We start from the raw sequence: 25,490 nt of genomic DNA, 5'->3' as shown, positions 1-25,490 counted from the left end.
GATAATTCAAAATTCATAGGAAGAAAATCAAATGACTCCCTAACACAAATTATTTTAAGGCAAATAATCTGACAGAATTTTAAAGTTAGCTTCAATCCAAAAGCCATGAGAAATATTTATTAAATCAAAGCAATATTGAACCTAAAATAAAAGATAACCTTTTTAAATCCTCAAAATATCTTTTAAACACTTTATTATTTAAAACTATGTATTTAAAGACTTTAAAATTGATTTTAGAGTGAAATATTACATTTTAAAGTAAATATTATACTGAATGGGAAAAATATTTTATTGATAATTAATATAATAGAATATAGTACAAACAAAGGTAAAGAGACATGAAAAAACAAATAGCAATATTAATTATGGCAATATTAATAGTAGCTCCTCTTGTTCAAGATGTTACTGCAGCAAAGACTGTTTTCATAACATCAGACAATATTGTAGACCATGATCATGATTTACAAGTATTAAATTCTTTGAAAAGCTACATTGAGGAGTTAAGTGGAGGAGAACTTCAGGTAATTATTGACAATCAGGCCCCTGCCCCAGGAGAAGGATGGCGGGCAATAGAAGTGACAAGTGACGTGAGCATTTGTCTGGCCGCTTCGGATGCCGGAAACTATCTGCAGCTAGCCAGCGCTTCAACAAACTCAGATAAGCAATATGTATTTGTCAATATAGGAAATTATGATTTGGACAATAACACCAACTTCCTGAGAAGGGCTTGGGACGACAATTACTCAAATGAAAGCCTTGCAGGAATGCACGACCCAGGAACATTCCTTAAGAATGCCGGAATTTATTATGTGCAGCCAGCAAAAGAATTCCCGAATAATGCAAATGACGGCATTTTAGAAAACTACGATGAAGAGATGAACAAGCAGATTGCTCAGGAAATCGTTGACATCATAAATACTCATGGTAATGATTCAAAAGTATTAAGCGACGGATTGCTAACACACAATATCGTCAAACCGTCAGTCATGGCCGATGCAAGTAAAGAATTAGTAGAAAGTGGAGATAAAGAGATGGATGGAACTTACGGCAATTATTCCGCCGCACAGCTTTTATATCAGACAAGTTCCTATCTCAATGGAAACGGCCTTGATGTTCCAAAGGAATTTGATGGACCTGAAGATCCAATGGGAATTTCACTCTTTGCAAAAGACACATATTCAGTATACGATTATTTCAAAATGGGAGGAATAGTTCGAGAATACATGGATGCAAACGGCAGAGCGCCAGATTCTATTTCATATGAAGGGGCACAAATCAGCTATTATGATTTGTTATACAACTTTGCTAAGATTACACAGAATCATACAGATGCAGAACATATGGGCTTTAATAGTGAATATCACTTCGATAAAGTAAATGATTCAATATTACTACACTTATTCCCATTCATATTGGTATTATTTGTATTATTCCTTGCATATAGACTATTTAAGAGAATTAGGAGAATTTAAAAAGATAAAAAATTGAGGAAAAATTATGAAAAGATATATATCAGAATTAATAGGAACAATGGTTCTTGTACTGTTCGGTTGTGGAAGTGCCGCCATAGCGGGCTCCGCATTAGGCCCCCTTGGAATTGCACTGGCATTCGGTTTATCCATTGTGGCCATGGCTTATGTGATTGGAGACATCTCTGGATGCCATATAAATCCTGCCGTTTCAATCGGTATGTGGATTGACGGCAGACTAGAGGCAAAAGACTTGATTATGTATATCATATTCCAATGTATCGGTGCAATCATTGGTATCGCTCTTTTAGCAGTAATCATCAACTCAGCACCAGTCTTGGGAGGATATGCAGCAACCGGACTTGGTCAAAACGGATTTGGATCTGCTTCAATAGTGGGTCTCGACGTTATCGGAGCAATAATTGTTGAAATTATCTTAACCTTTGTATTTGTATTCACAGTTCTTGGAGTCACAAAAAAAGCGGAAAACAGTGCGGTTGCAGGTATCGTAATCGGTTTAACCCTTGCTTTTGTACACATTATGGGAATTCCACTCACAGGAACTTCAGTTAACCCTGCACGTAGTTTAGCACCTGCACTATTCCTTGGAGGTCAAGCTCTCCAGCAGGTTTGGGTATTTATACTAGCCCCAATTATAGGTGCAGTAATCGCAGGTTTATTTTATAAAGTGTTAAGCGCAGAGGAAGCTTGAATCCTCTCCCTTTTTCTTTTTTTTAAATTTTGATACTGCCGGTATAGGTATAACCTTTAATATCTTCAAAACCGCTTTTTGTAAAAAATTCAAATGAATCTGGATTGGCTACATACATATGAGCAAGAGATATGCCCACATCAATCGGATTCCATTTCTTAAGCACCTGTCGCTTTAAAAAATTTTGTTTTGCCTGATAGACATCAAATCCATCGCCAACATGTTTATAATACCATGGCTGTGAGTTAATTGCTGATGGGGCAAGCTGTGCCGGAACCAATCTTTCATCTTCAGTGTCTGAAATGTCTGACAGTTTCTTTCTCTTGAATTGAGATATTTCACGAGTCATATTGTTGGATTTTCCAAAAGAAATCACAATGACAAAATCAGGATTTCTTTTTTTAAGCGATGCCATACCTACCCAACAGCTGCCGATTCCAATGCTTTGCATGAAAAGACAAAGCTGCTGGAAAACAAAACCGATATTTTCAAGATAATTATCCCTTTTTTCGCTGAACAATGCCAGATAATAAGGAGACTTCCAGGGAGTACGAATATTAAGCTTATCAGGAGTTAGAATTTCATAATAATAATCAATATTCTCATTCAACACCTTGGCATTTGCGATGAATTCATGAATGATTTTGATGTCAATTTCCCCATCTAAATAATCACGGCAAGACTTTCTGACATATATCTGATTTTCCAAATTCATTGTTACACCATTACTAATATATTCAAATTAAAATTTAAATAATATTGTAATGATAAATTAATATAAGGTGAATATATGAAAATTGTTGTTGCAATTGGAGGATCAATCTTACTTAAAGAGTATGATAGTAAAAAATTCCAAGAATATAGTGCCATCTTAATGGATTTGGCAAAAGAACATGAAATATTTGTTGTCATAGGTGGAGGAAAACCTGCAAGAGAATATATCAGTGTTGTTCGTGACTTGGGTGCCGGTGAAGCGCAATGTGATGATATCGGAATTGAAGTTACAAGAATCAATGCCAAACTGATGCTTTCGGCACTCGGTGATGCGGCATATCAAAGAGTCCCTCATAATTTCCAGGAAGCTTTAGAATTTTCAGCCAGTGGAAAAATCATCGTTATGGGTGGAACAGAACCTGCACACAGTACCGATGCTGTTTCAGCAATTTTGGCCGAATATATCCAAGCAGACAAACTTATAAACCTGACTTCTGTTGATGGAATGTATACAAAAGATCCTAACAAATTTGATGATGCCGAACTTGTTCCTGAAATTACCGCTACAGATTTGCTTGAGTTTTTAAGCGGTAAAGACGTTAAGGCAGGAACCTATGAATTCTTCGATACCACTGCAGTTCAGATGATTAAAAGGTCCAACCTGGAAACTGTCATTACCAACGGATTTGAACCTGAAAACTTAATTAAAGCAGTGAATGGTGAAAATGTCGGAACAAGAGTCCTTAGCGAATAGGTGAAAAAGTGGATAACCTCGTTGACATCGGTTTAAATTTGATGCATAAGTCCTTCAGAAATGACCGTGTTGAAATAATCGAAGAAGCCAAAAAGGTTGGCGTAAACCAGTTCATCATTACTGGAACAAATGTAAATTCAAGCCAACTTGCAGCTGAATATGCATCCAAATATCCTGGCACTTTATTTTCAACATCAGGAGTTCATCCCCATGATGCAAAAACCTGCAACGGACACAGCATGTTTGAACTTGAAAAAATAGCTAAAAATGATTGTGTTGTGGCCATTGGAGAATGCGGTCTTGACTATAACAGGAACTTCTCACCGCAGGATTTGCAGAGAAAATGGTTTGAAGCACAGGTGGAACTTGCAGAACGCATAGATATGCCTTTGTTTTTACATGAACGAGAAGCTCACAAAGATCTATATGATATCTTAAAAAGGCATGACAGCGTGATTGAAAAATCTGTTGTGCATTGCTTTACCGGAACAAAAGCTGAAGCACAAAACTATGTTGATTTAGGATGTTTTATTGGTGTTACAGGATGGATTTGCGATATGAAAAGAGGAAGAGACCTGCAGGAAGCAGTAAGTGTTATTCCACCTGAAAAATTAATGATCGAAACGGATGCACCATTTTTAATACCTAAAAACTTTGATAAAAAACCTAAAAAAAATAGAAATGAACCTAAATATTTGCCCCATATCCTCAAAACAATTGCACTCTGCATGGGAATTGATGCAGAAGAGCTTGCTTGTCAAGTTAATAAAAATACAAAAGAATTTTTCAAAATATAAGGAGATGATAAAATGGCAGTAGACCCTCATAAACATTGCCCAATTTGTGGAACCCCAATACCTTTAAACGAACTAGTATGCTCACCGGACTGTCAAAAAGTCTGGGATGCTAGATTAAAACAAAGAAAAAGATCTCAAATAATCTTATATGTGGTTATTGCAATCTTTTTAATAATCTGGGCAATAATGACCTTTGTAAAATAGTGATACAATGATTTTAACTTCTTCAAACACTCTTGAAAATAAGGAAATTATTGAATACAAGGGACTGGTTACAGGCGAATCCCTAATCGGGTCCAATATTTATAAAGACATATTTTCAGGTGTTCGTGATGTTGTAGGCGGAAGAACCACACAATATGAAGAGCAATTGGAAAAGGCCCGAGACATTGCATTCAAGAGTATGGAAGAAAAGGCTGAAAAATTAGGTGCAAATGCAATTATCGGCCTTAAAATCTCCTACGATAATTTAGGAGGCACCATGGGAAATACAATTCTTGTTACCGCCTACGGTACCGCAATTAAATTCGAATAACATGAAAAACGAAGAAAAAAAAGTAGATTTCAAAAAAATCGGAAAGGCATTCCTATGTATCGGATTTGGAACAGGAATCGGACTTATAGTTTATGGAATTTTTCTATATTTTAGAATTGCAATATTCGGATGGAATTTAGGTCTGATTTTTGCCCCATTGGCTGCAGGATATGCAGAAACCATGATCGAAAATAGGATTATCGGCAAAAATTTAGGTGCAACAAGTGCATTCATCCTTTTCATCTATACCACATTTTACAGTTTTATCTTAAAAAATCCTACGTTAGGAATGAACATTATAACTGCAGGGTCAATTATTGTAATTTTGCAGGCAGCATTTCCTACACTTGTAAATTATCTTCTTTTAGTAGTTCTTGGCGCACTTGCATCAAACCTTGCATGGGCTATTAGAAAACTTATAAAATTCTTGAAAAAAGTCAAATACAATATCCGATGGGAAACTCCACAAGAAGGGATGCCCATCGAGCCGATTCCCCAATTTAATGAGGTAGATAGTAATGATAAACTGAATTCATTGAATTTCTTCTTTTTGACAAGCACCGACATGAAAGACAGAAGTCATGATCTTCTTGGCATGTACCAAAGCGAAATAGTTATTGAAAATAAGGATGAAATAAGTATTAAACGTGAACAGATAGAGGAAAAACGTTTAGTTTGCATTAAAAATGGAAAAGATGACTGTCTAATCAAGTTGGCCAATAAAATTAAAGCCGACGGTGGCAATGGAGTTTTGGATTTGGACATCAAATACGGACTGATTGGATTAGGCAGCGACAACATCCACATAACCGCAACAGGAATGGGCATTAACATACATAGTGAAAAGAGGTGAAAAGATGGAAAATGAAGGAACAATCATAATTCCAATAATCGGATATATAATAGCAGTCATATCTCCATTGATTGGATTGATATATGGAGCAATATTATTCTATATGAAAAAGGACACTCCACTCTACCGAAAACATGGCCGATTCATAATATACTTTGCAATATTAGTATTTGTCATAAGTTTTATTATTAGATTTGCAATTGGCGGATTATAATTCGCCTAATCTTTTTTTAAAATCCTCATTTTTGCTGCAGTTACTTATTGCTTTTTTTAAAATTTCTTTTTCTGAATCAATATCTCCCTGCTTTTGATAGATTCGATCCAATGCCCAGTAAGCTTTTGAAGAATCTGGCAGTGTGAAAATGACCTGATTATATAAATCGATTGCTTCATCCAATTTACCCTTATTTTCCAAATATTGAGCCTCACTCATCAGATTGGAGATATTGCTTAATTTACTGTCCTCTTTTTTAGGCTTTACTTTTCCTTCAACATTTCTCAGTTTATCAAAAAGATCTTCTGCGGTTTTATCATCAAAGTTTTCTCCGGTTTTTCTCTCCATTTTATCACCCTAAGGCAAGATTCCAAGCATCTTTAAAGCCATGTACAATACCAGAATTGAAAATATTATCTTCAGTTTCTTTTGAGGCACTTTATGTGCCATTTTAGCACCCAATGATGCCATCGGAACTGAAAAACATGCAATCAGTGCAAAATTGATTAAGCTCACATAACCGATTGAATATGGAAATGTGCTGACTCCCCAACCTGAAAGCATGTAGGATAAAAATCCTCCTATTGCAGTCAGGCAGATAAACACTGAAGATGTTCCAATGGCCTCTATCAATGAAAATCCCAAAAGTGCAGTCAAAATGGCTATTAAAAATATTCCTCCACCAACGCCCAAAAGTCCTGATGAAAATCCGACTACAAGACCTATTATGGCTGTTGATAACCAGTTAAAGGGAATTTTTGCATCCTCCCTTTCCTTGTTAATATTTACAACATTATTGACGGTGATGAAAAGCAATAGGCATCCAAAGATTATCTCCAATATCCTTGAAGGCATGGCCGATGCGACAAGCCCTCCCAAAGCACCTCCAATCAATCCGAAGACGCCTAATCGAATTCCCGGTTTTATGATATTGTCCATGGACCGGGAATGCCTATAAGCGCCACTAAGTGATGTCGGAACAATGATTGCCAAACTGGTACCGAAAGAGATAAGAATTGCCAAATCAGGTTCGATTCCAATGTATTTTAACAGGAAATACTGCAAGGGAACGATTAGAAATCCTCCACCAACACCCAAAAGTCCGGATGCAAATCCTGCACAGATACCAATTAATATCAAACCTATGAAATATTCGATTGGGAACATAAACATCACTTATTTAAAGTATTAATAATTAAATTATTGTTAATGAAAGTTAATAAAACTATACTGGTTGGAGCCATATTTATTCTTCTTGGGGGAATAATTTTTCTAACTGACATATTGAATCCTGTAATCCGACCGATTACATATACTTTTTTAATGGGATCATCTAAAGGAAAAGATATAATATTTTTTGGTCTTTTAGGCTTATTTTTAATATTATCCCAAACAATCAAAAAGGAAATTAACACAACCAAATATCTGGTGATTTCAATCATTACCGGAACTGTTTTATTAATTTCAGGAATTCTGCTTGAAGTTTTATTTAGACTGCAGATGGGAATAAAGCTCAACACCATCTTTGTATCTATGACTAACGGCATGAGTTCCACAAGCATTCTGCATACTCATCTTCTAAAGTCCATTCTGGGAGAGGTTCTAACTCAAATGATGGGACCTTTTATACAAAGCAACATCAACACTGGAGTTGGCCTATATCAATACATTCCAAGCATATCATTTTTAATAATCTTATTGATTCCGATACTCTTTGTGACAATAGTGCTTGCATCACAAAGACGCCCATGGTTTACCAATTTCCTGATGGCATTTTTCTCAAGCTGCCTGATAATCGGTGCAATCGACGGAGGAATGTTTGCAACTCCTTCCTATGTAGGAATATTCGGCCTTTACTTAGTTTACAGAAACGGATATTATCTAAACTATATTGTTGGACGATTTTTTGGAGATAAAAATCTTCTTAAGGACAACGAATCCTTCCAACCGGTTTACAAAAACAGAAATTTCGGCAAAATAAGATACATCCTCAACCGTTTCGCAATCTATTTTTTAGTGGTTGCAGTGATATTCCTGCGTTTTACAATAGCTTTTGCGGGAGCGGAACCTGACTATTATACTGTAGACATCACAAATCCAAGTGAAAACATTGATTTGGGCAACATCAGCATCGAAGTAATCGATTATGAGCACAATAACGATACAAATAAGACCACATACCATATCGACCCCGCTTACAATGAAATGGAACTGATCAATGACCTGAAAGTTCCGCTGAATAATTCGTGCGAATATTATACCGTTTCATGGAATGTTTATTCATACATGTAGTGATAGCATGAAAAGAATCTATTTAATACTGCCAGTCATTGCAGGGATAATGTTTGGATCAAGCGGAATATTTGTCAGGACATTGACTCAAAATGGAATTGATTCAACAACACTGCTGTTTTTAAGGTTTTCAATTGCGATTATTCCTATCCTAATTGCAATTCTACTGAGCGACAGGAAATTATTTAAGATAAACCTATCAGACATTCCGTTATTCCTGCTTTGCGCAGTCTGCATTATCGGACTTAATCTCTGCTACAATGAATCCATGAATACTATTCCATTATCCCTAGCAGCAGTGCTTCTATCAACAGCCCCTATTTTCGTTTTGATTTTTGCATATGTGCTATTTAGAGAAAAGGTCACATCCAAAAAGATAATATGTATGCTGTTAGCTATTTTTGGATGTCTTCTTATGACAGGAGCCCTGGAAGACAACCTCACCCAACTCCCGCTATTTGGAATTCTTTCAGGCATTGGTGCAGCGCTATTCTGGGCAGTTTATTTGATGGCCTCCAAAAAATCAATTGAAACCGGCAACCACACATTCACAATACTTTTCTATTCAGTGATTTTTATCACCCTGGCTCTGCTTCCATTCACTGATTTTGGCCAAATTTCCAGTTTTATTTCAATTAATCCCCAATTGAGCATTCTGTTTTTAATAGTTCACTCAACATTTTCATTTGCCTTGCCTTACATCTTTTCAACTGTTAGCCTTAACTATATTGACTCAGGAGTATCCTCAATATTGCTTTCAGGAGCTGAACCTTTTGCGGCCTTGATATTTGGACTTTTTTTATATGCAGAAATTCCAACAGCATTAATGTTTTGCGGATTTATCCTAACAATCATTGCAATGATGATGCTTGGCAGGGTCGACAGTGCCAAAAATTAATCTCCAAGAGAGAGGTACATTTCAACTGTAAATGCTTCAAATGACAAAACAAACTAAAATTAAGCAAATTTAATCTAATAAAGAATAATAATCAATATTTTATAAAACCCCAATTAATAATTATGATAAATTAGAAATATGTTAAAAATATTGACTTACTCGGAAACAATTTCCATACTGTAACTAACTAGAAACAATTCAAATCAATGCTGTCGCAATTAAAATCTTGGAAAATTGAAATGACAGATTTTTAATCTTAAAATATAAATTCAAAAAACAAAAATCAATCAGCTGGAAAAAATAAATATTATTAAAAAAATCAATTTTTAGACAAAATTTCTCTTGTCTTTGAAAAAAATTTTCTTCAAGAAAATTATTAAAAACAACCAAAATCATGAAAAAAGCCATTTTTCACAAAAACTTATTACTTTAAAAAATAAATTTAAACATATGATTTTAAGCATTATCATACCTACCTACAATGAAGAGGAATACCTTCCTGTCCTGTTGGAAAGTATTAAAAAGCAGAACTTTAGCGATTATGAAGTCATAGTGGCTGATGCTAACTCAACTGATAGGACCCGTGAAATTGCAGATGAATATGGTTGCATAGTAGTTGATGGAGGATTGCCTGGAGTGGGAAGGAATAATGGTGCTAAGATAGCTCAGGGAGAATATCTCCTGTTCCTTGATTCGGATTTGGAGCTTACAGATGACTATTTGAGAAATGTAATATATGAATTCCGAATGGAAAGGCTCGGAATCGCCATTACACAAATGCTTCCGATATCAGACAAGGCAACGGATAAGCTGTTCCATGATTTTGCCAATTATTTCATGATTAGCGTTGAAAAGATAAAGCCTCATGGTGCAGGGTGTTATGGAATCATTTCAAAAAAGAAACTGCATGACGAATGCGGAGGATATGACGAATCCCTAACCTTTGGAGAAGATACAGACTATATTGAACGATTGGCAAAAAAAGAAAGGTTTAAAGTTCTAAGAAGTGCAAAAATCGGTGTTTCAACAAGAAGGCTTGAAGAGGAAGGTCTTGAAACATTGATAAAGCAATACGGAAAAAGTACAGTCAATGACTTTTTGGGAAAAAGAACCGATGCCGAAGACCTCAACTATAACTTTGATCATGGCCATGAAAGGATTACTACAACAAGACTGGAAAGATTAAGCCGAACTACTGACAGGATTAATGAAATCAAGGGAACATATGACGAGTCCGTTCAAAAGGTCCATGCTGCAAGAGCACGCTTTAAAATCAAGAAAAAGAGATCAAAAAAAGTCGTGTTCTACTGTATTTGCGGCGAGGGAATGGGGCATGCCATCCGCAGCGGAGTCATAATTGACAGAATCCGGGAAAAATACGACGTCTACATTTTTTCAAGCGACAGGGCTTACGAATACCTGAAATCCAAATTTGACAATGTTTATGAAATCGGCGGCTTTAATACAGTCTACATCAACAATAAGGTAGACAACCTTCAGACATTGGCCAATGCAATAAGAAGAAATCCTACAAACATAAAGATAGGATATGAAAATCTATATAAAAAGGCAAGGGAACTCAGACCGGAAGTCATAGTGACCGATTTTGAAATTTATGCCACAAGAGTAGCCAAACTATTGGACATTCCACTAATCAGCCTGGACAATATTCATATGATTACACAGACAAGAATACACTACCCCTACAATAAGAGGGTTGAGATGCTCAAGGCCAAGGGAGTTATCAAAACATATGTCGTTAGACCGAAAGTCTATATCCTAACAAGCTTCTTTTATCCTCGCATCCGGGCAAAACACAATGCCGTAATATATCCTCCGGTAATCCGTGAAGACATTCGAAAATTGGAACCTGTCAAAGGAGACCATATAATCGTTTATCAGACAAGCCGTGAAAGTGTCAAACTTGTTCGCAGACTAAAGGCATTGAAAAACGAAGAGTTCATCGTTTACGGATTCAATGTGGATAAGGTAGACGGCAATTTAACCTATAAGCAGTTCAATGAAGACGAATTTTATGATGACCTTGCATCGGCAAAGGCAGTAATCTGTAATGGAGGATTCACATTTATTTCAGAAGCAATCAGCCTTAAAAAACCAATATATTCCGTTCCGGCAATTGGAAACTTTGAACAGGCACTCAACGGATATTATGTTCAGCGCCTAGGATATGGGGAATATCATGAGGTAATGGTTCCTTCAAAAGTTCAAAAATTCTTGTCCAGACTTCCGAAATATGAAAAGAAACTTGAAAAAGTTAAAAAAACAAATAATGATGGAATAATCAAAGAGCTGATTTATAGAATCGAAAAATACTCATAGGACTAAAGACTGCTCATGTCCTTAATCTTAATCGTATTTGAAAGCTCCTTTAAAAGATTCAAATCACTGCCCATCAAAATAATGTCAACATCACCCTGATTGGATACCAGTTTGTACACTGTCTCGTTTTTGAATTGGGAAGAATAAATCTGTTCGGAAGTTGAATTAGAAATGGAAACGGAATTGTCCCCCATAAGTGATTCGGTCAAATTCCTGCTGATGATTATGCTTGAAATATTGTCTGAATACTTTCCTGAATTCAAATAGTATTTCATTCCGTCAGCCTCATTTTTAACTGTGAAATTTGAACCCTCCGGAGTATCCATGGAAAACAGTTTGAAATCATGGGCTTTCAAGTCCATGTCAGTCGATTCAACATGGTCTCCAATCGGATTTGTTAAAATCAGATATCCTCCAACAGCTATGAGAATAACGGCAATTGCAACAACAATAAATGATAATCTTTTATCCATTTTAAATCCTCAAAAATAAAAAAAAGTTTGATTAATAAAGCTATTAGACTTCATTAATCTGGGCTCAACTATAATGTTACACCCATTTCCAATTGTTCTGTTAATTCCTTGTACCTGTTACGGATTGTTACTTCGGTAACTCCCGCAATGTCTGCAACATCCCTTTGTGTTTTTCTCTCACCAAGCAAAACGGATGCAATATATAATGCGGCTGCAGCTACACCAGTAGGTCCTCTTCCTGAAGTCAATCCTTTATCCATTGCCTTTTCGATAATTTCAATAGCCTTGGATTGTGCTTCGCCTGAAAGACCAAGTTCTGAAGCGAATCTTGGCACATAATCTACAGGAGAAGTTGGCGGTAACTTAATGTTCAGTTCACGGGTCAGGAACCTGTATGTTCTTCCAACCTCTTTTTTGGTTACGCGAGAAACTTCAGCAATCTCATCTAAGGTACGAGGCACATTACAACGTCTGCATGCGGCATAAAGTGAAGCGGCCACAACCCCTTCAATACTTCTTCCTCTGATTAGTTTGTTGTCTACAGCACTTCTGTAAACAACGCTTGCAGCTTCCCTTACGCTTCTTGGAAGCCCAAGTCTTGAAGAGTCACGGTCAAGTTCACTTAAAGCGAATGCCAAATTCCTTTCAGTAGCTCCGGAAATTCTGATTTTTCTTTGCCATTTCCTTAATCTGTACCATTGAGCTCTGTTTCTTGCAGGAATATCACGACCGTAGATATCTTTGTTTCTCCAGTCAATCATTGTACTGAGACCTTTATCGTGAATAGTGTAGGTAATTGGAGCTCCAACTCTTGTACGTTTGTCCCTCTGTTCGTGGTCAAATGCCCTCCATTCAGGACCCATATCTACAAGGTTTTCATCAATGACCAAACCGCAACGGGCACATACAACCTCTGCTCTTTCGTAGTCACCGATCAATTCTTCTGAACCACATTCCGGACATATTGTTTGTTTGGAATCGTCATAAACATCTCTTTGTCTTCTAGCCTCAACAGATCTTATGCGTTCATTTTGAGGAGCTTCTTTTACTTCTTGTGTCGTGGTTTCATCCTCCTTTTTCTAGGTTTTTTGGATTTTGGTTTTGATACAAACAGTTTTTCACCACAATGATTTTCTATTTCATCTCGGTTTGCTGATTTAAAGAGACGAATAGAAACATATGGTTCTTTAGTAGGTCCAAAGACATAACTGACCTTACCTATTTTGTTCTTATTACTGTCAAAAACAATGCCTCCCGGCGAAGGTGTCTTATTAGACCTTGCTATTAATTTTCCAGAGTTTGCTATATGCAAACTGTTTCCTAAAAATTTCATAAAATCCAACTTAAAATCAAATCTGTATCATTTAAATAATTATAAATAACTAATATATAAAGTTATCGATATATTTATATATAAATATTAATATCTATTTAAATGTTTTTCTATTTGAGTCCGACAATCTCACCGAGGGTTCTGCCATTTTCAATCTCTTTGATGATTTTTGATTCCTTTACCTTTACCTCAAGGGTGGCAGCCATGGTTTTTGCAAACAGTTCCTTAGGAATCACAACAATGCCACTTTCATCTCCAATGAAAAAATCACCAGGATTGATTGTTTGGCCTTCAATTTCAATGCTTTCGTTCAAACTACCTAATCCCAAAGCTGAACCTGCATTTGGACAGAAATTAGATGCAAAAATCGGATAATTCATGTGTAAAAGAGCATCAAGGTCACGTGCTGAACCGTAAATGACGGTTGCCTTAATTCCGTTGTCACGTGCACAGGTAGATGCCAGTTCACCCCATATGGCCATATCTTCAGAGTCAACTTTGAAAAAGAGTATATCCCCCGGATTTGCCTCATCGATGGCCAATGCTGATGTTCCCCAATCATCACTTGCGGTTTCGGCAGTGAAAATAGGTCCAAAGACCTTTTGGTTATTGATTGGCTTGATTGATTGAATTGTTCCTGATCTTCTGGAAACAGCATTATATGCATCAGAGACCTGACATGCTGAAACATTCTCAAGCAAAGACATCAGATTAATGTATTTCCCATAATTTTTACCGTTATAGCTTAAATCATCAATTGAAACATTATCTAAATTAATTTTATTAATATCTAAACGCTTGTTTAAATTTTTATTCTTATTTATTAAATTTTTTGGACTTACTGACATACTTCACCACTCGTATATTAATATTATTTAACAACCTTTAAATACATTTCATAGATTTTATATATTAGTTATAACTAAAATAATAATTGAAGTATTGAAACATATACTTAAATTATTATATGCTCATAGAGTTTACATACATTATTACATTATTATAATTATTATTAATTTAATCAAAAAAGGGAGAAAATTTATTATTAAGCAAAATCAAAGGTTAAGAAACTTATTAAAAATATATAACACAAGTATATTCTAAAAATAGGAAAATCTTAATAGTAAAACTCTCAAAATGTATCGACTCTTTTTAGTGTATATAAGGTCAAAAAGACCATATTATCGTGTAATTTATGCAAATTTCACCTAAAAATAATTTCAATTTTTAGTTATTACATAAATTATCCCGATTAATAAGCTTAGGAGGCTTAAATATGGGAAAAGGTGAAGAATTAACAACAACAAAATATTTAATCCATGCTCAAATTACAGCCAACGGTATTGTTGAAAAGCCGGACGTTGTCGGTGCTGTCTTTGGGCAAACTGAAGGTTTACTTAGTAACGATTTAGATTTAAGAGAACTCCAAAGAACTGGAAGAATAGGAAGGATTCAAGTTAACATCCATTCAAACAGCGGAAGGGCAAAAGGAGAAATTGTAATTCCCTCCAGTTTAGACAGAGTTGAAACCGCCATTCTCGCTGCATCATTGGAGACCATCAACAGAGTAGGTCCATGTGAAGCAGAAATCCACACAACAAAAGTTGAAGATGTAAGGGCTGTCAAAAGGGAACAAGTCGTTAACCGTGCAAAAGAAATCTACAAAAACATGGTTGAAAGCGTTGGCCCAACCAGTATGAGAATGATTGAAGAAGTAAGGGAAGCCATGAGAGTTCATGAAATCTCTGAATACGGCGAAGATCGTCTTCCTGCTGGTCCAAGCATCCACACATCCGATGCGATTATTGTTGTGGAAGGACGTAGCGATGTTTTGAACTTGCTTAAATACGGCATTAAAAATACTGTTGCCGTTGAAGGAGTGAGTGTGCCACGTTCCATTGGTGAGTTAAGTAAAAAAAGAACCACCACAGCATTTGTCGATGGTGACAGAGGCGGAGAACTTATCTTGAAAGAACTCCTTCAAATTGGAGATGTGGACTACATTACCCGTGCTCCAAAAGGAAAAGAAGTTGAAGATCTGGAAAAGGACGAAGTATTGGTTGCACTTAGGGACAAAGTTCCTACAGCACAGTTTTTGGCTACAACCAACATTTTAAATGACTCCAACAATAACAACAATAAGAAGGACAACAATAACAGACATCACAAGAAACATCACAGATATAACCGCAACGAAAAACATCAACCAGTAAAAGAGCCGAAACCTGAAATTGAGGATGATGAAGTCAGCCTAATGAAAGACATGCTAAAGGAATTTGAAGGTACCGGATGCGGAGCTATTCTAGATGAAGCATTGAACATGACAAAAGAGGTCGAAGTTGAAAATATTTATGAAGAAATCAAAAATATTGAAGGCACTGCAGATACAGTCATCTTTGACGGCGTAATCTCACAGAGACTTGTCGATGTTGCATCCGAAAAAGGAATTAAGAAATTAGTTGCCTTTAAATCCATGAATATAGTTAAAAAACCACATGACGTGAAACTGATAACTATAAACTAAAATAAATCATAATAATAACTTATAATATCGAATTGGAGGTAAAAAATGAATATAAATATAGATAGTTACTATGATACTAGAAAAAATGTATTCGAAAGAATACAGGACTCTAGTACCGCCACTAAACTACTCATGTCATTGATGATGGCATGCATAACCGGTATAATGGCACAGATCATTATTCCGCTTCCATGGACTCCAGTTCCTATAACTGCACAGACCTTTGCAGTATTATGTTCTGGTTTATTCTTAGGTAAAAAATATGGATGCTTAAGCCAAATTTTATATATCGTCTTAGGTATTGCATTTATTCCTTGGTTTGGAGGTATGACCGGAGGAATTGAAGTATTCCTAGGTTCAACCGTAGGATTCTTTATAGGATTTGTTATTGCATCCTACTTCATAGGATACATAACCGAAAGATATGCTAGTGCACGTAATTTCAAAAAGATGGCTATAACCATTGGAATTGCTAATTTCGCATTAATTTACATTCCAGGTTTAGCAGGCCTTGCACTGTTTTTAGGCATGCAGGGCACCCCTATTGGAATTATTGATCTTTTAATGATGGGTCTCGTCCCATTTATTGCAGGAGACATCCTAAAAATATTGGGTGCAGCAGCACTCTCCAAAGTATTTTTACCAAAGGACTAAAAAGGTTTTTACAACCTTTCTTTTTTTATTTTTTGATTTAAATGAAACTTCACATAAGAGGACATCACCTATTGTGCCTTAAAGGTTTTCAAGGATATGGCTATGATGAAAACTTTGTAAAAAACATGACTGAAGTCAACAATATGAGAAAGCTTTCAAAAACCACCATATCACTTACAGATTCACCGGATGACATCTGCACATCCTGCCCGAACCTAAAGAACGGATTATGTGAAAACACAACACAAAACGACAGAATCGTTTCAATGGATAGGGAAGTGCTCAAAAAGCTTGACTCCTCAAGGGAATATGATTCGGTTGAACTGTTTGAAAAAATTGATGAGATATTCAAAACAAAAGAAAGCGTATCTGAAATCTGCTTTAATTGTTTATGGCACGAAAAATGCCTATTTTACCAAAATTTAATAAATTACCGATAGGTTTAAATACTACATAATAAATATATATTAAATGTTGTATACAGTACAACGCATATAGTCCCGTAGGGTAGTGGTAATCCTTCTAGGCTTTGGACCCGGAGACGGCGGTTCGACTCCGCTCGGGACTACTAAAAACTTTTTTTACTGATTTTTTATGAAAAAGCTATTACTTATTGGAATTGATACAAGAAGTATGCTTAACAGTGCATTGAAGCTTGATTATGAGGTTTATTCAGCCAGCTATTTTTCAACTCCCGATATGCCCAAGACAAAAAATCAAAGGATTATTTTAAGGGAAAATGAAAACCAAAGCTGCGGAATCTTTGAAGATGAATTCAGCCCAGGAGCACTCCTGGAAATTTCCCAGGATTATCTTGATGAAGTTGATTATATCATTCCCATTTCAGGCATCTCTCCAAGCGACTTCAAAAAAGATGATCGAAAAAAGATACTTGGAAACAGGGATGTCGGAAATGTTGAAGACAAATTCAGATTCTACAAAAAAATCAAGGAAAAATTCTTAACTCCAATGACTTTTCGTGTGAGTGATATAGATGAAGCATTTGAAATAGATGGAAATTATCCCAACAGTCAATTTATTTTAAAACCCCTTCAAGGAAGTGGAGGGTATGACATAAACCTATTAGATAATGATGGTGAAATTGATTTTAATGGCAATGAATTCATCATGCAGGAATACGTAAAAGGCATCAACTTAAGTTCATCAGTACTATCGACTAAAGACGATGCAAAATGCATTGCAAATTCAAGACTGCTTACAATGAACGACTTTGGAGCAGAGGACAAGTTCATATATATTGGAAATATCCTCCCGTTAACAGAAAAATCCATTATGGCTGAAGTTGATGATATTGACAACATTATATGCAAAATGGCCAAAACAAGTGAAAGTTTAATTGAAAATTTCGGCCTGATAGGATCGAATGGTGTGGATTACATCCTTAATGAAAAAGGACTGCATGTGATTGAAATTAATCCGAGACTTCAGGGCACATTCGAATGCGTGGAAAAAACGTTTGGAATCAATATGCTCGAAGCACATATCAAAGCATGCCTTGGCGAGATAATAGACATTCCAAAAGCGAAATGCTACACCTACAAAAAAATCATTTACTCTCCTGTAAGGATGAAGTATTCCCCTCTTGATTTAGACAATATCTATGACATGCCCCATGAAGGTTCCATCACCGAGAAAGGCGAACCTTTACTTACAATAATAGAAAAATCCAGCGATTTTGAAAAATTGTGCAAAAAAGTAGAATCAACAAGTAAAATTGTTAATGAAGCATCTAAAATAAGCCAACTAGATGAAGAATAAACAATATTACACCAATTGTTATCATAAAAGTAGTTATAATCATTCCACGAGTCATCCAGACAAATACTTTGGCCTTATTGTCCGGGTCCTTCATAAATTGGTCAATTGGATTTCTTTTCATTTTTATAACCTTTTCAGTAATAATATAATTTTACAGTAATTTAATTTAATATATTTTTTTAAAAATTAAAACATTAATGAACTTTAAATAAAAAAAATAATAAAAAATAGAAGAAAATGAAAAAAATTAAGAAAAATTTAAGCTTCTGCATTTTGAGCTGCTTCAGCTGCAGCAGCCGCTTTCTCATTTTTCTCAATTGTTGATCTAATCATTTTCAATCTAACGAAGTTTTCCCTTTCCATTTCTTGGAGTCTCATATCAATATACTTTTCAGTATTTTGGAATCTTGGAATCATAATATGTTCTAAAGCATTTACCCTACGTTTAGTAGCTTCAATTTCCTCAGCAAGTAAGAAAATGGTCTTTTCCACTTCACCAAGTTCAATCAAATACTTAAGAGATTCCTCGAATTTCTTAGCAGCTTCGTCCAATTGTATGGTAGTGTCAGAGAATCCGTAACCTCTGTCGATAATGGACCTTTCTTCCATCTTAACATTGGTTACTGGTACTGCAACGCCCATAACACTTCTTGATGTGATTTCAACATCAATAGATTCTTTAACTGATAAAGCTGCCTTTTTAACAGCTAAATCTCCCATAGCAATTTGAGCTTCAACCAAAGCATCATTTGCTTCTTTGAGACTTAATTCTGCATTTTCACGAATACCTTTGACACGATCCAAGATATCAAAAAACTCTTTAATCAATGCATCCCTTTTTTCTTTAAGTAAACCATGTCCTTTTACAGCTAGTTTAGTCCTATTTTTAAGAGATAACAATTCCATACGAGTTGGATTAATTCCATCTATAATATCTTGTGCCATTTAATCACCTACATTACTGTAATGAGATTAGTCATCTTTTGGAAGGTATTGTTCAATAAATTCTTCTTTAACCCTTTTGAGCTCTGCTTTAGGTAAGATTTTAAGTAAACTCCAACCAAGATCGAGAGTTTCGAAGATTGTTCTGTCTTCATCTTTACTTTGAGTAATGAATTGATCTTCGAATGCTTGAGCAAACTCTAAGAATTTTTGATCCCTTTCAGTAAGTGCTTCTTCCCCTACAACCGCAACGAGGTCTCTTAATTCACGACCTTCTGCATATGCAGAATAAAGTTGGTCAGATACACCACTGTGGTCATCACGAGTTTTGTCTCCACCGATACCCCCACTCATCAAACGAGAAAGTGAAGGAAGTACATCTACAGGAGGATAAATACCTTTCCTTGAGATTTCCCTACTCAATACGATTTGTCCTTCGGTAATATAACCGGTTAAGTCAGGAATTGGGTGAGTAATATCGTCTTGAGGCATAACCAAAATTGGCATTTGAGTAATTGAACCTTCTTTACCGTCAATACGTCCTGCCCTTTCATAGATACCTGCAAGGTCAGTGTACATGTAACCAGGGTAACCTCTTCTTCCAGGCACTTCTTCCCTTGCTGCGGAAATTTCCCTTAAAGCTTCACAGTAGTTGGTCATATCTGTTAAGATAACCAATACCTGCATGCCTAAGGTGAATGCATAATATTCAGCAGTGGTCAATGCCATTTTTGGAGTCAAGATTCTTTCAATAGCAGGGTCGTCTGCTAAGTTCATGAATACTGTTAATTTTTCTAAAGCTCCAGTACGTTCGAAATCTCTCATAAAGAAGTTTGCTTCTTCGTTTGTAATACCCATAGCTGCGAAAATTACTGCAAACTCATCGTCTGCACCTAATACTTTAGCTTGTCTTGCAATTTGTACGGCCAAATCGTTGTGAGGTAAACCAGATCCTGAGAAAATAGGAAGTTTTTGACCTCTTACTAATGTGTTCATTCCGTCAATGGTAGAGATACCAGTTTGAATAAATTCTTCTGGGAATTCACGAGAAGCAGGGTTCATAGGAGCCCCGTTAATATCTAATTCTTCATCAGGGATGATTTCTGGTCCGCCATCAATAGGTTTACCGATACCGTTAAAGATACGTCCCATCATGTCTCTGGATACACCGATTTTTGCGGTTTGACCAGTGAATCTGGTTTTGGTATCTTTAGTGTTTAAATCATTTGTACCTTCGAATACTTGGATAACAGCAACATCTTTAGTTACTTCAAGAACTTGTCCACTTCTTTTTTCACCAGTTGGTGTTTCAATATCTACAATTTCATTGTAACCAACGCCTTCTACTCCTTCAACAACCATCAAAGGACCTGAGACTTCAGATACAGTAGTATATTCTCTTGTTTTAATATTTGTATTCATTTTTAAGCCTCACTGCATTGTTTAGTAATTGCGGATTGAATTTCTTCAATTTTTGCATCAAATTCATCTTGTGGTATGTATTTCATTTTACCGATTTCTTCTTTAACAGGTAATGCTACAATATTTGCAATTGGAGCGCCTCTGTTAACAGCTGCAAGAGATTCTTTGTAGAATAATAAAATGGTTTTTAACATTTTATATTGTTTTTCAGGTGCACAGTATGTATCTACATCATCAAATGCGTTTTGTTGTAAGAAATCTTCTCTTAACATACGGGTAGTTTCTAAAGTAGCTTGGTCAGTTTCAGGCAATGCGTCAGGACCTACTAATTGTACAATTTCTTGTAACTCTGATTCTTTTTGTAAAAGACTCATAGCTTGGTCACGAGTTGCTCTCCAGTCTGCTGCTACATTTTCAGCCCACCAGCCTTCAATACTGTCAACATATAATGAATAACTTTGCAGCCAGTCGATTGAAGGGAAGTGACGTTTATCTGCAAGAGATGCGTCTAATGCCCAGAACACTTTACAGATACGTAATGTGTTTTGTGTAACAGGTTCGGATAAGTCCCCACCAGGAGGTGATACTGCACCGACTACGGAAATGGAAGCCACTTTAGGTTCGGTTCCTATAGTTTCTACCCTTCCAGCTCTTTCGTAGAATTGAGCTAATCTGGATGCTAAGTATGCTGGATAACCTTCTTCCCCAGGCATTTCTTCTAATCTTCCTGAAATCTCCCTCATAGCTTCAGCCCATCTTGAGGTTGAGTCTGCCATGAGCGCTACATCGTAACCTTGGTCACGGTAGTATTCAGCAATAGTGATTCCAGTATATACACATGCTTCCCTAGCTGCTACCGGCATGTTTGAAGTGTTAGCAATAAGAACAGTTCTGTCCATCAATGGGTTACCGGTTTTTGGGTCGTCAAGGAATGGGAATTCGGTAAGTACTTCTGTCATTTCGTTACCACGTTCTCCACATCCAATATATACAACGATGTCTGCGTCTGCCCATTTAGCTAATTGCTGTTGTGTAACAGTTTTACCTGATCCGAATGGACCTGGAATAGCTGCTGCCCCACCTTTAGCTACTGAGAAGAAAGTGTCTTGTGCTCTTTGACCAGTTACTAATGGTATATCTGGATCTAATTTTCTTACATATGGACGGCTTCTTTTTACCGGCCATTTTTGGAGCATTTGAACTTTTTGGCCACCAACTTCAGCGATGTCGTCAAGTACTGTGTATTCGCCTTCAGCTGCGATTTCAGTTACTTCACCTTCTAATGTTGGAGGAACCATGATTCTGTGTAAAACTGCAGTGGTTTCCTGTACTTCACCAAGAACATCTCCAGCTTTTAATTTGTCTCCAACTTTTGCTACTGGTTTGAATGCCCATTTTTTCTCTTTGTTGACTGAATCTACATCAATTCCCCTTGCAATAAAGTCACCAGATTCCTCTCTGATGATTCTTAAAGGTCTTTGAATTCCGTCGAAAATAGAACTCATTACACCAGGACCAAGTTCTACTGACAATGCTCCACCAGTACATTCAACTACTTCACCCGGCTGTATACCGGCTGTTTCTTCATATACTTGGATAGTTGCGGTGTCACCCTCAAGCTCGATGATTTCCCCGATAAGCTTTTCGTCACCTACCCTTACCATCTCAAGCATCTGAGCCCCTCTCATACCATCTGCGATAATAACAGGCCCAGCAATCTTAATAATTTTTCCTTCGATAATCATTTAACCATCTCTACCCCGATAACTCTTTTAATAAGCTCATTTATTTGATCAGATGATCCTTCTGAGGACCCATCCTTATCAGGTATTTCAATTATCATTGGCAATACATTTGAACCAATTTTTCTATCAATATGATTTCTCATTTCATTAGCCAATAATTGAGTAATGATAATAATTGAAATCTCTTCATCTAAAAATTTATCAAAAGCTGCAATAGCTTCTTCGGAAGTGTTGACAACTTCCGCCTTTTTGACACCACCTAATCTAAATCCTGAAACAGTGTCAATATCTCCTATGATTGCTACTGAACTCATATTAACATCTCCATGATTTTAGAATTTGGGAAGTCTGCTTCTCTTTTAGCTCTTGCAATAATTTTTAAATTTTTAATTTCACTTTCTTTTTGACTTAAATAACCAATAATTGGACCAATACCTAATGGTTTTTTAACAGCTAAAGATTTTGAATATTCGGAAGTGTAAACATCCAATGCTTTTTCAAATACAGCAACTGAACCGGTTTCATTGTATACCGGCATCACATCAGTCAATGCATCAGCATATTTTGTTCCTTCTAAACCAGATATAACGTTTGTAACATCTGGAGATTCCATTAAATCTTTAAGTTTCCAATCACGTAATTGGTATCCTTCTTCTAATATATAAGGGGAGATTGCATCATAGTCAAGACCATCTTCCTTAGCCCTTATAATTAGTTTTAGATTAGCTACATCAACTTGAGTTCCAACATATGAGTATAAAATCTGTTTATTTTCATCGGAAGGAACATCAGTGGAACGTAATAACTTGCCTAAATAATATTTATCTAAAGCAGATTCTAATGGAAGAACCATATTAGTATCTTCATATTGTGGAAGAGCATCTTCTAAAGCTTCCGCATATTCGGTATTGTCCAAACTTGTTACAACATCAGTTACGTTATCAACGTCAGCTAATGATTCCAATTCGTCGTATAATGATCCACAAGGAATTAACAATTCTCTTGTCTCATCAGATGAAAGACCAACTTCCTTAGCGGTTAAAAGACTTTTGATGTTGTCGATGTCTGCTTTTTTAGACATTACGACAAATGGGTCTTTAATATCTTTAGGAGCTAATCTTGCAACAAAATCGTAAGTGTTAGCACGTTCAACGTCTAATGCCTTATCAAGTGGGTACTCATCTAAAACGTCAGCGTATTCAGGAACACCTTTGAGATAATTTTCAACTTCTTCAACATCGTTGGTTTCAACGAGTTCAGAAATTTGTTTTTCATCAAATAATCTTCCTTTTCTAGCTCTTACTCTTGAACTTGGATTAAGATAAGGATAAATGTCCAAAATTGGTCTGGATGTAATGATTACAACTACTGCACCTACAACAAGTATTGCGATTACACAGAATACAAGAAATGTCTCTTGTGTAAGTCCTACAGAACTTATTAAGGTAGCAATTCCATCTGCCATAATTTATCCTCCTAATTATTTAAATAATATTTCAGCAACTTCACTACGTAAGATACTTTTATATCTTTCTAATCTAGCTTCAATTGTGTTATTTACTTCAATATCCCCATTAGTGGTTTTTAAAACAGCACCACCAATTGTTTCAATAGGTTCACCTAATGTAAATTTAATGCCATCAATTTCAAAAGAGTCTGAACCCTGTGAAGATAAGTCATCTTTAAATTTCTTAGTATCGGCTTCATTCAATTGTAAGATTAAATCATCACTGCCGATTTCATCCGCAGCTTCCTTAATCATTTTACCTAATGAATCTTCATATTCATCGTCACCAGAAGAAGCTTTCACTTTTAATTCTCCAATAGCTTGATTGAAAGCAGCTTCGATTACTTCTTCTTTAGCGCCTAATTCTGCTCTACGAGCATTCATCTTAGCTTCAGAGATAATTTGCTGATATCTCATATCAGATTGTTTTTTACCGTTTTCTAAAATTTTTGTTTTTTCAAGTTCGGCTGTTTTTTCAGCTTTTGCTTGAATCGCTGAAACTTCAGTATTTGCATCTTGAATGATTACATCAGCTTTCTCTTGGGCTTCAGACATAATGCTTTCAACAATTTTACTTGTGCCTGAGCTCATATAAATTGCCCCCTAAGCTGCACCTAAGATTCCACCGAATACCATAAGTAAAATAGCAATCAAGAAACCGTAAATAGCTTGTGTCTCTGGCAATGCAGAGAAAATAATACCACGAGCAAACATATCATTGTCTTCTACGATAGCGCCGACAGAGGATGCTGCTGCCATACCTTGTCCCATACCGGAACCTAAACCAGCAAATCCGATGGATGCACCTACACCGATAGCTACAATACCTGCTTCAGTAGGTAATCCGTTTCCTCCACCTAATAATCCTGAGAATACTAATAATAAGATTGCAACCAAGAAACCGTAAATAGCCTGAGTTTCCGGCAATGCAGAGAAAATAATACCTCTTGCAAACATGTCATTGTCTTCTGCAACTGCACCTACAGAACCAGCAGCTGCCATACCTTGACCTAAACCGGAACCTAATCCGGCAAAACCAATTGCTACTCCAGCACCAATAGCTGCTAAAGCAGTACCTAAAGCAATTTCTACCATATTTAATTCACCTTTGAAATAATTGATTTTTTAAATTTAATTTAAGATATAAATGAAAAATTTTTAATTTTTAATTTTTGTAAATGTTCTTCTTGCTTTGAAAGCTTCAAATTTATCTTTACCTTCCATAAAGAATTGTGAGAAGAACTCTACATAGTTAAGACGTAAAGCGTTAACAAATGCACCTAATACCTGGAAAGCGAAGTTTGCTATGTGACCTCCGATAAATACTATGACACCAATAATAATACCTACGAAAGGAATCATATCGTTTACTAAACCAGTTAAGATGTTAACTGTCATAGCAATACCGCCGGTAGCTAAACACAATGCTAAAAGACGAGCGTAAGATAAAATATCTCCCATGTAACCGAAAATATCCATTACACCATATGCACCGTTAGCCCAAATCAACATTCCAATAGTTGCGATTATTAA

The 25,490-nt window shown here is 36.0% G+C and carries 29 protein-coding genes, 1 tRNA gene and 1 pseudogene; 16 read left to right on the top strand and 15 right to left on the bottom strand.

What is annotated here, in order from left to right:
- The first annotated feature begins 365 nt into the window (after positions 1–365).
- Both ACJMLO_RS04535 and ACJMLO_RS04530 read left to right on the top strand, forming a co-directional pair.
- Complete coding sequence (locus ACJMLO_RS04535; RefSeq protein ID WP_405294340.1) at positions 366–1,472, top strand: adhesin; 1,107 nt, start codon at positions 366–368, stop codon at positions 1,470–1,472.
- 25 nt (positions 1,473–1,497) lie between these two features.
- Positions 1,498–2,181: an MIP family channel protein gene (locus tag ACJMLO_RS04530; protein ID WP_405294338.1), complete on the top strand. Its 684-nt coding sequence runs from the start codon at positions 1,498–1,500 to the stop codon at positions 2,179–2,181.
- Between the two features lie 22 nt (positions 2,182–2,203).
- Here ACJMLO_RS04530 and ACJMLO_RS04525 read toward each other — a convergent pair whose 3' ends face one another.
- Positions 2,204–2,896 (bottom strand): nitroreductase family protein, encoded by a 693-nt coding sequence (locus ACJMLO_RS04525; RefSeq protein WP_405294336.1) that lies wholly within the window; start codon positions 2,894–2,896, stop codon positions 2,204–2,206.
- 75 nt (positions 2,897–2,971) lie between these two features.
- On the opposite strand from ACJMLO_RS04525, the gene pyrH reads away from it, so the two are divergent.
- From pyrH to ACJMLO_RS04495, 6 genes are read left to right on the top strand one after another with little or no spacing between them, the layout of a single operon-like run.
- Entirely contained in the window at positions 2,972–3,649 is a 678-nt protein-coding gene (pyrH, locus tag ACJMLO_RS04520; protein WP_405294334.1) for a UMP kinase, read from the top strand.
- Positions 3,650–3,657: 8 nt separating this feature from the next.
- The gene (locus tag ACJMLO_RS04515; protein WP_405294332.1) at positions 3,658–4,446 is read left to right on the top strand and encodes a TatD family hydrolase; all 789 of its coding nucleotides are present in this window, start codon (positions 3,658–3,660) and stop codon (positions 4,444–4,446) included.
- 12 nt (positions 4,447–4,458) lie between these two features.
- Positions 4,459–4,650: a DUF2116 family Zn-ribbon domain-containing protein gene (locus ACJMLO_RS04510; RefSeq protein ID WP_405294330.1), complete on the top strand. Its 192-nt coding sequence runs from the start codon at positions 4,459–4,461 to the stop codon at positions 4,648–4,650.
- 7 nt (positions 4,651–4,657) lie between these two features.
- Positions 4,658–4,981, top strand: coding sequence for a YbjQ family protein (locus tag ACJMLO_RS04505; protein ID WP_405294328.1), 324 nt, complete (start codon positions 4,658–4,660; stop codon positions 4,979–4,981).
- Position 4,982: 1 nt separating this feature from the next.
- Complete coding sequence (locus ACJMLO_RS04500) at positions 4,983–5,834, top strand: hypothetical protein (protein WP_405294326.1); 852 nt, start codon at positions 4,983–4,985, stop codon at positions 5,832–5,834.
- A 4-nt stretch (positions 5,835–5,838) separates the two neighbouring features.
- Positions 5,839–6,048 carry a hypothetical protein gene (locus ACJMLO_RS04495; RefSeq protein ID WP_405294324.1) on the top strand — a complete coding sequence of 70 codons (210 nt, stop codon included), beginning with the start codon at positions 5,839–5,841 and terminating at the stop codon, positions 6,046–6,048.
- On the opposite strand, the gene ACJMLO_RS04490 is transcribed toward ACJMLO_RS04495, so the two are convergent.
- Positions 6,043–6,396, bottom strand: coding sequence for a tetratricopeptide repeat protein (locus ACJMLO_RS04490; RefSeq protein ID WP_405294322.1), 354 nt, complete (start codon positions 6,394–6,396; stop codon positions 6,043–6,045). The genes ACJMLO_RS04495 and ACJMLO_RS04490 overlap by 6 nt on opposite strands.
- A gap of 9 nt (positions 6,397–6,405) precedes the next feature.
- Positions 6,406–7,215: a sulfite exporter TauE/SafE family protein gene (locus tag ACJMLO_RS04485; protein ID WP_405294320.1), complete on the bottom strand. Its 810-nt coding sequence runs from the start codon at positions 7,213–7,215 to the stop codon at positions 6,406–6,408.
- A gap of 42 nt (positions 7,216–7,257) precedes the next feature.
- Here ACJMLO_RS04485 and ACJMLO_RS04480 point away from each other — a divergent pair, with 42 nt between their 5' ends.
- From ACJMLO_RS04480 to ACJMLO_RS04470, 3 genes are all read left to right on the top strand, one after another.
- Complete coding sequence (locus ACJMLO_RS04480; protein WP_405294318.1) at positions 7,258–8,340, top strand: hypothetical protein; 1,083 nt, start codon at positions 7,258–7,260, stop codon at positions 8,338–8,340.
- A gap of 7 nt (positions 8,341–8,347) precedes the next feature.
- Positions 8,348–9,238: a DMT family transporter gene (locus ACJMLO_RS04475; RefSeq protein WP_405294316.1), complete on the top strand. Its 891-nt coding sequence runs from the start codon at positions 8,348–8,350 to the stop codon at positions 9,236–9,238.
- 450 nt (positions 9,239–9,688) lie between these two features.
- The gene (locus ACJMLO_RS04470; RefSeq protein WP_405294314.1) at positions 9,689–11,578 is read left to right on the top strand and encodes an MJ1255/VC2487 family glycosyltransferase; all 1,890 of its coding nucleotides are present in this window, start codon (positions 9,689–9,691) and stop codon (positions 11,576–11,578) included.
- Between the two features lie 2 nt (positions 11,579–11,580).
- Here the strand turns inward: ACJMLO_RS04470 and ACJMLO_RS04465 are convergent, their stop codons facing one another.
- The 4 genes from ACJMLO_RS04465 to ACJMLO_RS04450 form a co-directional block, all read right to left on the bottom strand.
- Positions 11,581–12,051, bottom strand: a complete 471-nt coding sequence (locus tag ACJMLO_RS04465; RefSeq protein ID WP_405294312.1) for a hypothetical protein — start codon at positions 12,049–12,051, stop codon at positions 11,581–11,583.
- 68 nt (positions 12,052–12,119) lie between these two features.
- The gene (locus tag ACJMLO_RS04460) at positions 12,120–13,073 is read right to left on the bottom strand and encodes a transcription initiation factor IIB (protein ID WP_405294356.1); all 954 of its coding nucleotides are present in this window, start codon (positions 13,071–13,073) and stop codon (positions 12,120–12,122) included.
- Positions 13,074–13,096: 23 nt separating this feature from the next.
- Positions 13,097–13,384, bottom strand: a complete 288-nt coding sequence (locus ACJMLO_RS04455) for a Gar1/Naf1 family protein (protein WP_405294354.1) — start codon at positions 13,382–13,384, stop codon at positions 13,097–13,099.
- A gap of 110 nt (positions 13,385–13,494) precedes the next feature.
- Positions 13,495–14,232 carry an RraA family protein gene (locus ACJMLO_RS04450; RefSeq protein ID WP_405294310.1) on the bottom strand — a complete coding sequence of 246 codons (738 nt, stop codon included), beginning with the start codon at positions 14,230–14,232 and terminating at the stop codon, positions 13,495–13,497.
- A 428-nt stretch (positions 14,233–14,660) separates the two neighbouring features.
- On the opposite strand from ACJMLO_RS04450, the gene dnaG reads away from it, so the two are divergent.
- The 5 genes from dnaG to ACJMLO_RS04425 all read left to right on the top strand — a co-directional run bounded on the left by dnaG (position 14,661) and on the right by ACJMLO_RS04425 (position 18,341).
- On the top strand, positions 14,661–15,908 hold the full coding sequence (gene dnaG / locus ACJMLO_RS04445; RefSeq protein ID WP_405294308.1) for a DNA primase DnaG: 1,248 nt from the start codon (positions 14,661–14,663) through the stop codon (positions 15,906–15,908).
- 51 nt (positions 15,909–15,959) lie between these two features.
- Positions 15,960–16,562: a biotin transporter BioY gene (locus ACJMLO_RS04440; protein ID WP_405294352.1), complete on the top strand. Its 603-nt coding sequence runs from the start codon at positions 15,960–15,962 to the stop codon at positions 16,560–16,562.
- Between the two features lie 41 nt (positions 16,563–16,603).
- Positions 16,604–17,002 carry a DUF1284 domain-containing protein gene (locus ACJMLO_RS04435; protein WP_405294306.1) on the top strand — a complete coding sequence of 133 codons (399 nt, stop codon included), beginning with the start codon at positions 16,604–16,606 and terminating at the stop codon, positions 17,000–17,002.
- 56 nt (positions 17,003–17,058) lie between these two features.
- Positions 17,059–17,130: transfer RNA gene (locus ACJMLO_RS04430), tRNA-Gln, on the top strand.
- Positions 17,131–17,156: 26 nt separating this feature from the next.
- Positions 17,157–18,341, top strand: a complete 1,185-nt coding sequence (locus ACJMLO_RS04425) for an ATP-grasp domain-containing protein (RefSeq protein ID WP_405294304.1) — start codon at positions 17,157–17,159, stop codon at positions 18,339–18,341.
- 258 nt (positions 18,342–18,599) lie between these two features.
- Here ACJMLO_RS04425 and ACJMLO_RS04420 read toward each other — a convergent pair whose 3' ends face one another.
- The 8 genes and pseudogenes from ACJMLO_RS04420 to ACJMLO_RS04385 all read right to left on the bottom strand — a co-directional run.
- A complete protein-coding gene (locus tag ACJMLO_RS04420) occupies positions 18,600–19,286 on the bottom strand; it encodes a V-type ATP synthase subunit D (protein ID WP_405294302.1) in 687 nt (228 codons plus the stop codon).
- A 27-nt stretch (positions 19,287–19,313) separates the two neighbouring features.
- On the bottom strand, positions 19,314–20,705 hold the full coding sequence (locus tag ACJMLO_RS04415; protein WP_405294300.1) for a V-type ATP synthase subunit B: 1,392 nt from the start codon (positions 20,703–20,705) through the stop codon (positions 19,314–19,316).
- Positions 20,706–20,707: 2 nt separating this feature from the next.
- Positions 20,708–22,450 carry an ATP synthase subunit A gene (locus tag ACJMLO_RS04410; RefSeq protein ID WP_405294298.1) on the bottom strand — a complete coding sequence of 581 codons (1,743 nt, stop codon included), beginning with the start codon at positions 22,448–22,450 and terminating at the stop codon, positions 20,708–20,710.
- A complete protein-coding gene (locus tag ACJMLO_RS04405; RefSeq protein WP_405294296.1) occupies positions 22,447–22,764 on the bottom strand; it encodes a V-type ATP synthase subunit F in 318 nt (105 codons plus the stop codon). The genes ACJMLO_RS04410 and ACJMLO_RS04405 overlap by 4 nt, the downstream gene beginning before the upstream one ends.
- Positions 22,761–23,915, bottom strand: a complete 1,155-nt coding sequence (locus tag ACJMLO_RS04400; protein ID WP_405294294.1) for a V-type ATP synthase subunit C — start codon at positions 23,913–23,915, stop codon at positions 22,761–22,763. Before ACJMLO_RS04400 ends, ACJMLO_RS04405 begins: the two co-directional genes overlap by 4 nt.
- Positions 23,916–23,930: 15 nt before the next feature.
- Positions 23,931–24,548 (bottom strand): V-type ATP synthase subunit E, encoded by a 618-nt coding sequence (locus ACJMLO_RS04395; RefSeq protein WP_405294292.1) that lies wholly within the window; start codon positions 24,546–24,548, stop codon positions 23,931–23,933.
- Between the two features lie 12 nt (positions 24,549–24,560).
- Complete coding sequence (locus ACJMLO_RS04390; RefSeq protein ID WP_405294290.1) at positions 24,561–25,052, bottom strand: V-type ATP synthase subunit K; 492 nt, start codon at positions 25,050–25,052, stop codon at positions 24,561–24,563.
- A 63-nt stretch (positions 25,053–25,115) separates the two neighbouring features.
- Positions 25,116–25,490: pseudogene (locus tag ACJMLO_RS04385) on the bottom strand (V-type ATP synthase subunit I); the annotation flags it as partial.

The organism is Methanobrevibacter sp. (assembly GCF_045120835.1).
Lineage (GTDB): Archaea > Methanobacteriota > Methanobacteria > Methanobacteriales > Methanobacteriaceae > Methanocatella.
Note: the sequence above shows the minus strand (reverse complement) of the source record. Positions and strands in the feature narration are given on the sequence as shown.

What these genes read in the sequence shown, in the direction of transcription:
- ACJMLO_RS04535 (WP_405294340.1), top strand. Translation starts at nt 366, where the DNA reads ATGGCAATATTAATAGTAGCTCCTCTTGTTCAAGATGTTACTGCAGCA.
- ACJMLO_RS04530 (WP_405294338.1), top strand. Translation starts at nt 1,498, where the DNA reads ATGAAAAGATATATATCAGAATTAATAGGAACAATGGTTCTTGTACTG.
- ACJMLO_RS04525 (WP_405294336.1), bottom strand. Translation starts at nt 2,896, where the DNA reads ATGAATTTGGAAAATCAGATATATGTCAGAAAGTCTTGCCGTGATTAT.
- pyrH (WP_405294334.1), top strand. Translation starts at nt 2,972, where the DNA reads ATGAAAATTGTTGTTGCAATTGGAGGATCAATCTTACTTAAAGAGTAT.
- ACJMLO_RS04510 (WP_405294330.1), top strand. Translation starts at nt 4,459, where the DNA reads ATGGCAGTAGACCCTCATAAACATTGCCCAATTTGTGGAACCCCAATA.
- ACJMLO_RS04505 (WP_405294328.1), top strand. Translation starts at nt 4,658, where the DNA reads ATGATTTTAACTTCTTCAAACACTCTTGAAAATAAGGAAATTATTGAA.
- ACJMLO_RS04500 (WP_405294326.1), top strand. Translation starts at nt 4,983, where the DNA reads ATGAAAAACGAAGAAAAAAAAGTAGATTTCAAAAAAATCGGAAAGGCA.
- ACJMLO_RS04495 (WP_405294324.1), top strand. Translation starts at nt 5,839, where the DNA reads ATGGAAAATGAAGGAACAATCATAATTCCAATAATCGGATATATAATA.
- ACJMLO_RS04490 (WP_405294322.1), bottom strand. Translation starts at nt 6,396, where the DNA reads ATGGAGAGAAAAACCGGAGAAAACTTTGATGATAAAACCGCAGAAGAT.
- ACJMLO_RS04485 (WP_405294320.1), bottom strand. Translation starts at nt 7,215, where the DNA reads ATGTTCCCAATCGAATATTTCATAGGTTTGATATTAATTGGTATCTGT.
- ACJMLO_RS04480 (WP_405294318.1), top strand. Translation starts at nt 7,258, where the DNA reads ATGAAAGTTAATAAAACTATACTGGTTGGAGCCATATTTATTCTTCTT.
- ACJMLO_RS04475 (WP_405294316.1), top strand. Translation starts at nt 8,348, where the DNA reads ATGAAAAGAATCTATTTAATACTGCCAGTCATTGCAGGGATAATGTTT.
- ACJMLO_RS04470 (WP_405294314.1), top strand. Translation starts at nt 9,689, where the DNA reads ATGATTTTAAGCATTATCATACCTACCTACAATGAAGAGGAATACCTT.
- ACJMLO_RS04465 (WP_405294312.1), bottom strand. Translation starts at nt 12,051, where the DNA reads ATGGATAAAAGATTATCATTTATTGTTGTTGCAATTGCCGTTATTCTC.
- ACJMLO_RS04455 (WP_405294354.1), bottom strand. Translation starts at nt 13,384, where the DNA reads ATGAAATTTTTAGGAAACAGTTTGCATATAGCAAACTCTGGAAAATTA.
- ACJMLO_RS04450 (WP_405294310.1), bottom strand. Translation starts at nt 14,232, where the DNA reads ATGTCAGTAAGTCCAAAAAATTTAATAAATAAGAATAAAAATTTAAAC.
- dnaG (WP_405294308.1), top strand. Translation starts at nt 14,661, where the DNA reads ATGGGAAAAGGTGAAGAATTAACAACAACAAAATATTTAATCCATGCT.
- ACJMLO_RS04435 (WP_405294306.1), top strand. Translation starts at nt 16,604, where the DNA reads ATGAAACTTCACATAAGAGGACATCACCTATTGTGCCTTAAAGGTTTT.
- ACJMLO_RS04425 (WP_405294304.1), top strand. Translation starts at nt 17,157, where the DNA reads ATGAAAAAGCTATTACTTATTGGAATTGATACAAGAAGTATGCTTAAC.
- ACJMLO_RS04420 (WP_405294302.1), bottom strand. Translation starts at nt 19,286, where the DNA reads ATGGCACAAGATATTATAGATGGAATTAATCCAACTCGTATGGAATTG.
- ACJMLO_RS04415 (WP_405294300.1), bottom strand. Translation starts at nt 20,705, where the DNA reads ATGAATACAAATATTAAAACAAGAGAATATACTACTGTATCTGAAGTC.
- ACJMLO_RS04410 (WP_405294298.1), bottom strand. Translation starts at nt 22,450, where the DNA reads ATGATTATCGAAGGAAAAATTATTAAGATTGCTGGGCCTGTTATTATC.
- ACJMLO_RS04405 (WP_405294296.1), bottom strand. Translation starts at nt 22,764, where the DNA reads ATGAGTTCAGTAGCAATCATAGGAGATATTGACACTGTTTCAGGATTT.
- ACJMLO_RS04400 (WP_405294294.1), bottom strand. Translation starts at nt 23,915, where the DNA reads ATGGCAGATGGAATTGCTACCTTAATAAGTTCTGTAGGACTTACACAA.
- ACJMLO_RS04395 (WP_405294292.1), bottom strand. Translation starts at nt 24,548, where the DNA reads ATGAGCTCAGGCACAAGTAAAATTGTTGAAAGCATTATGTCTGAAGCC.
- ACJMLO_RS04390 (WP_405294290.1), bottom strand. Translation starts at nt 25,052, where the DNA reads ATGGTAGAAATTGCTTTAGGTACTGCTTTAGCAGCTATTGGTGCTGGA.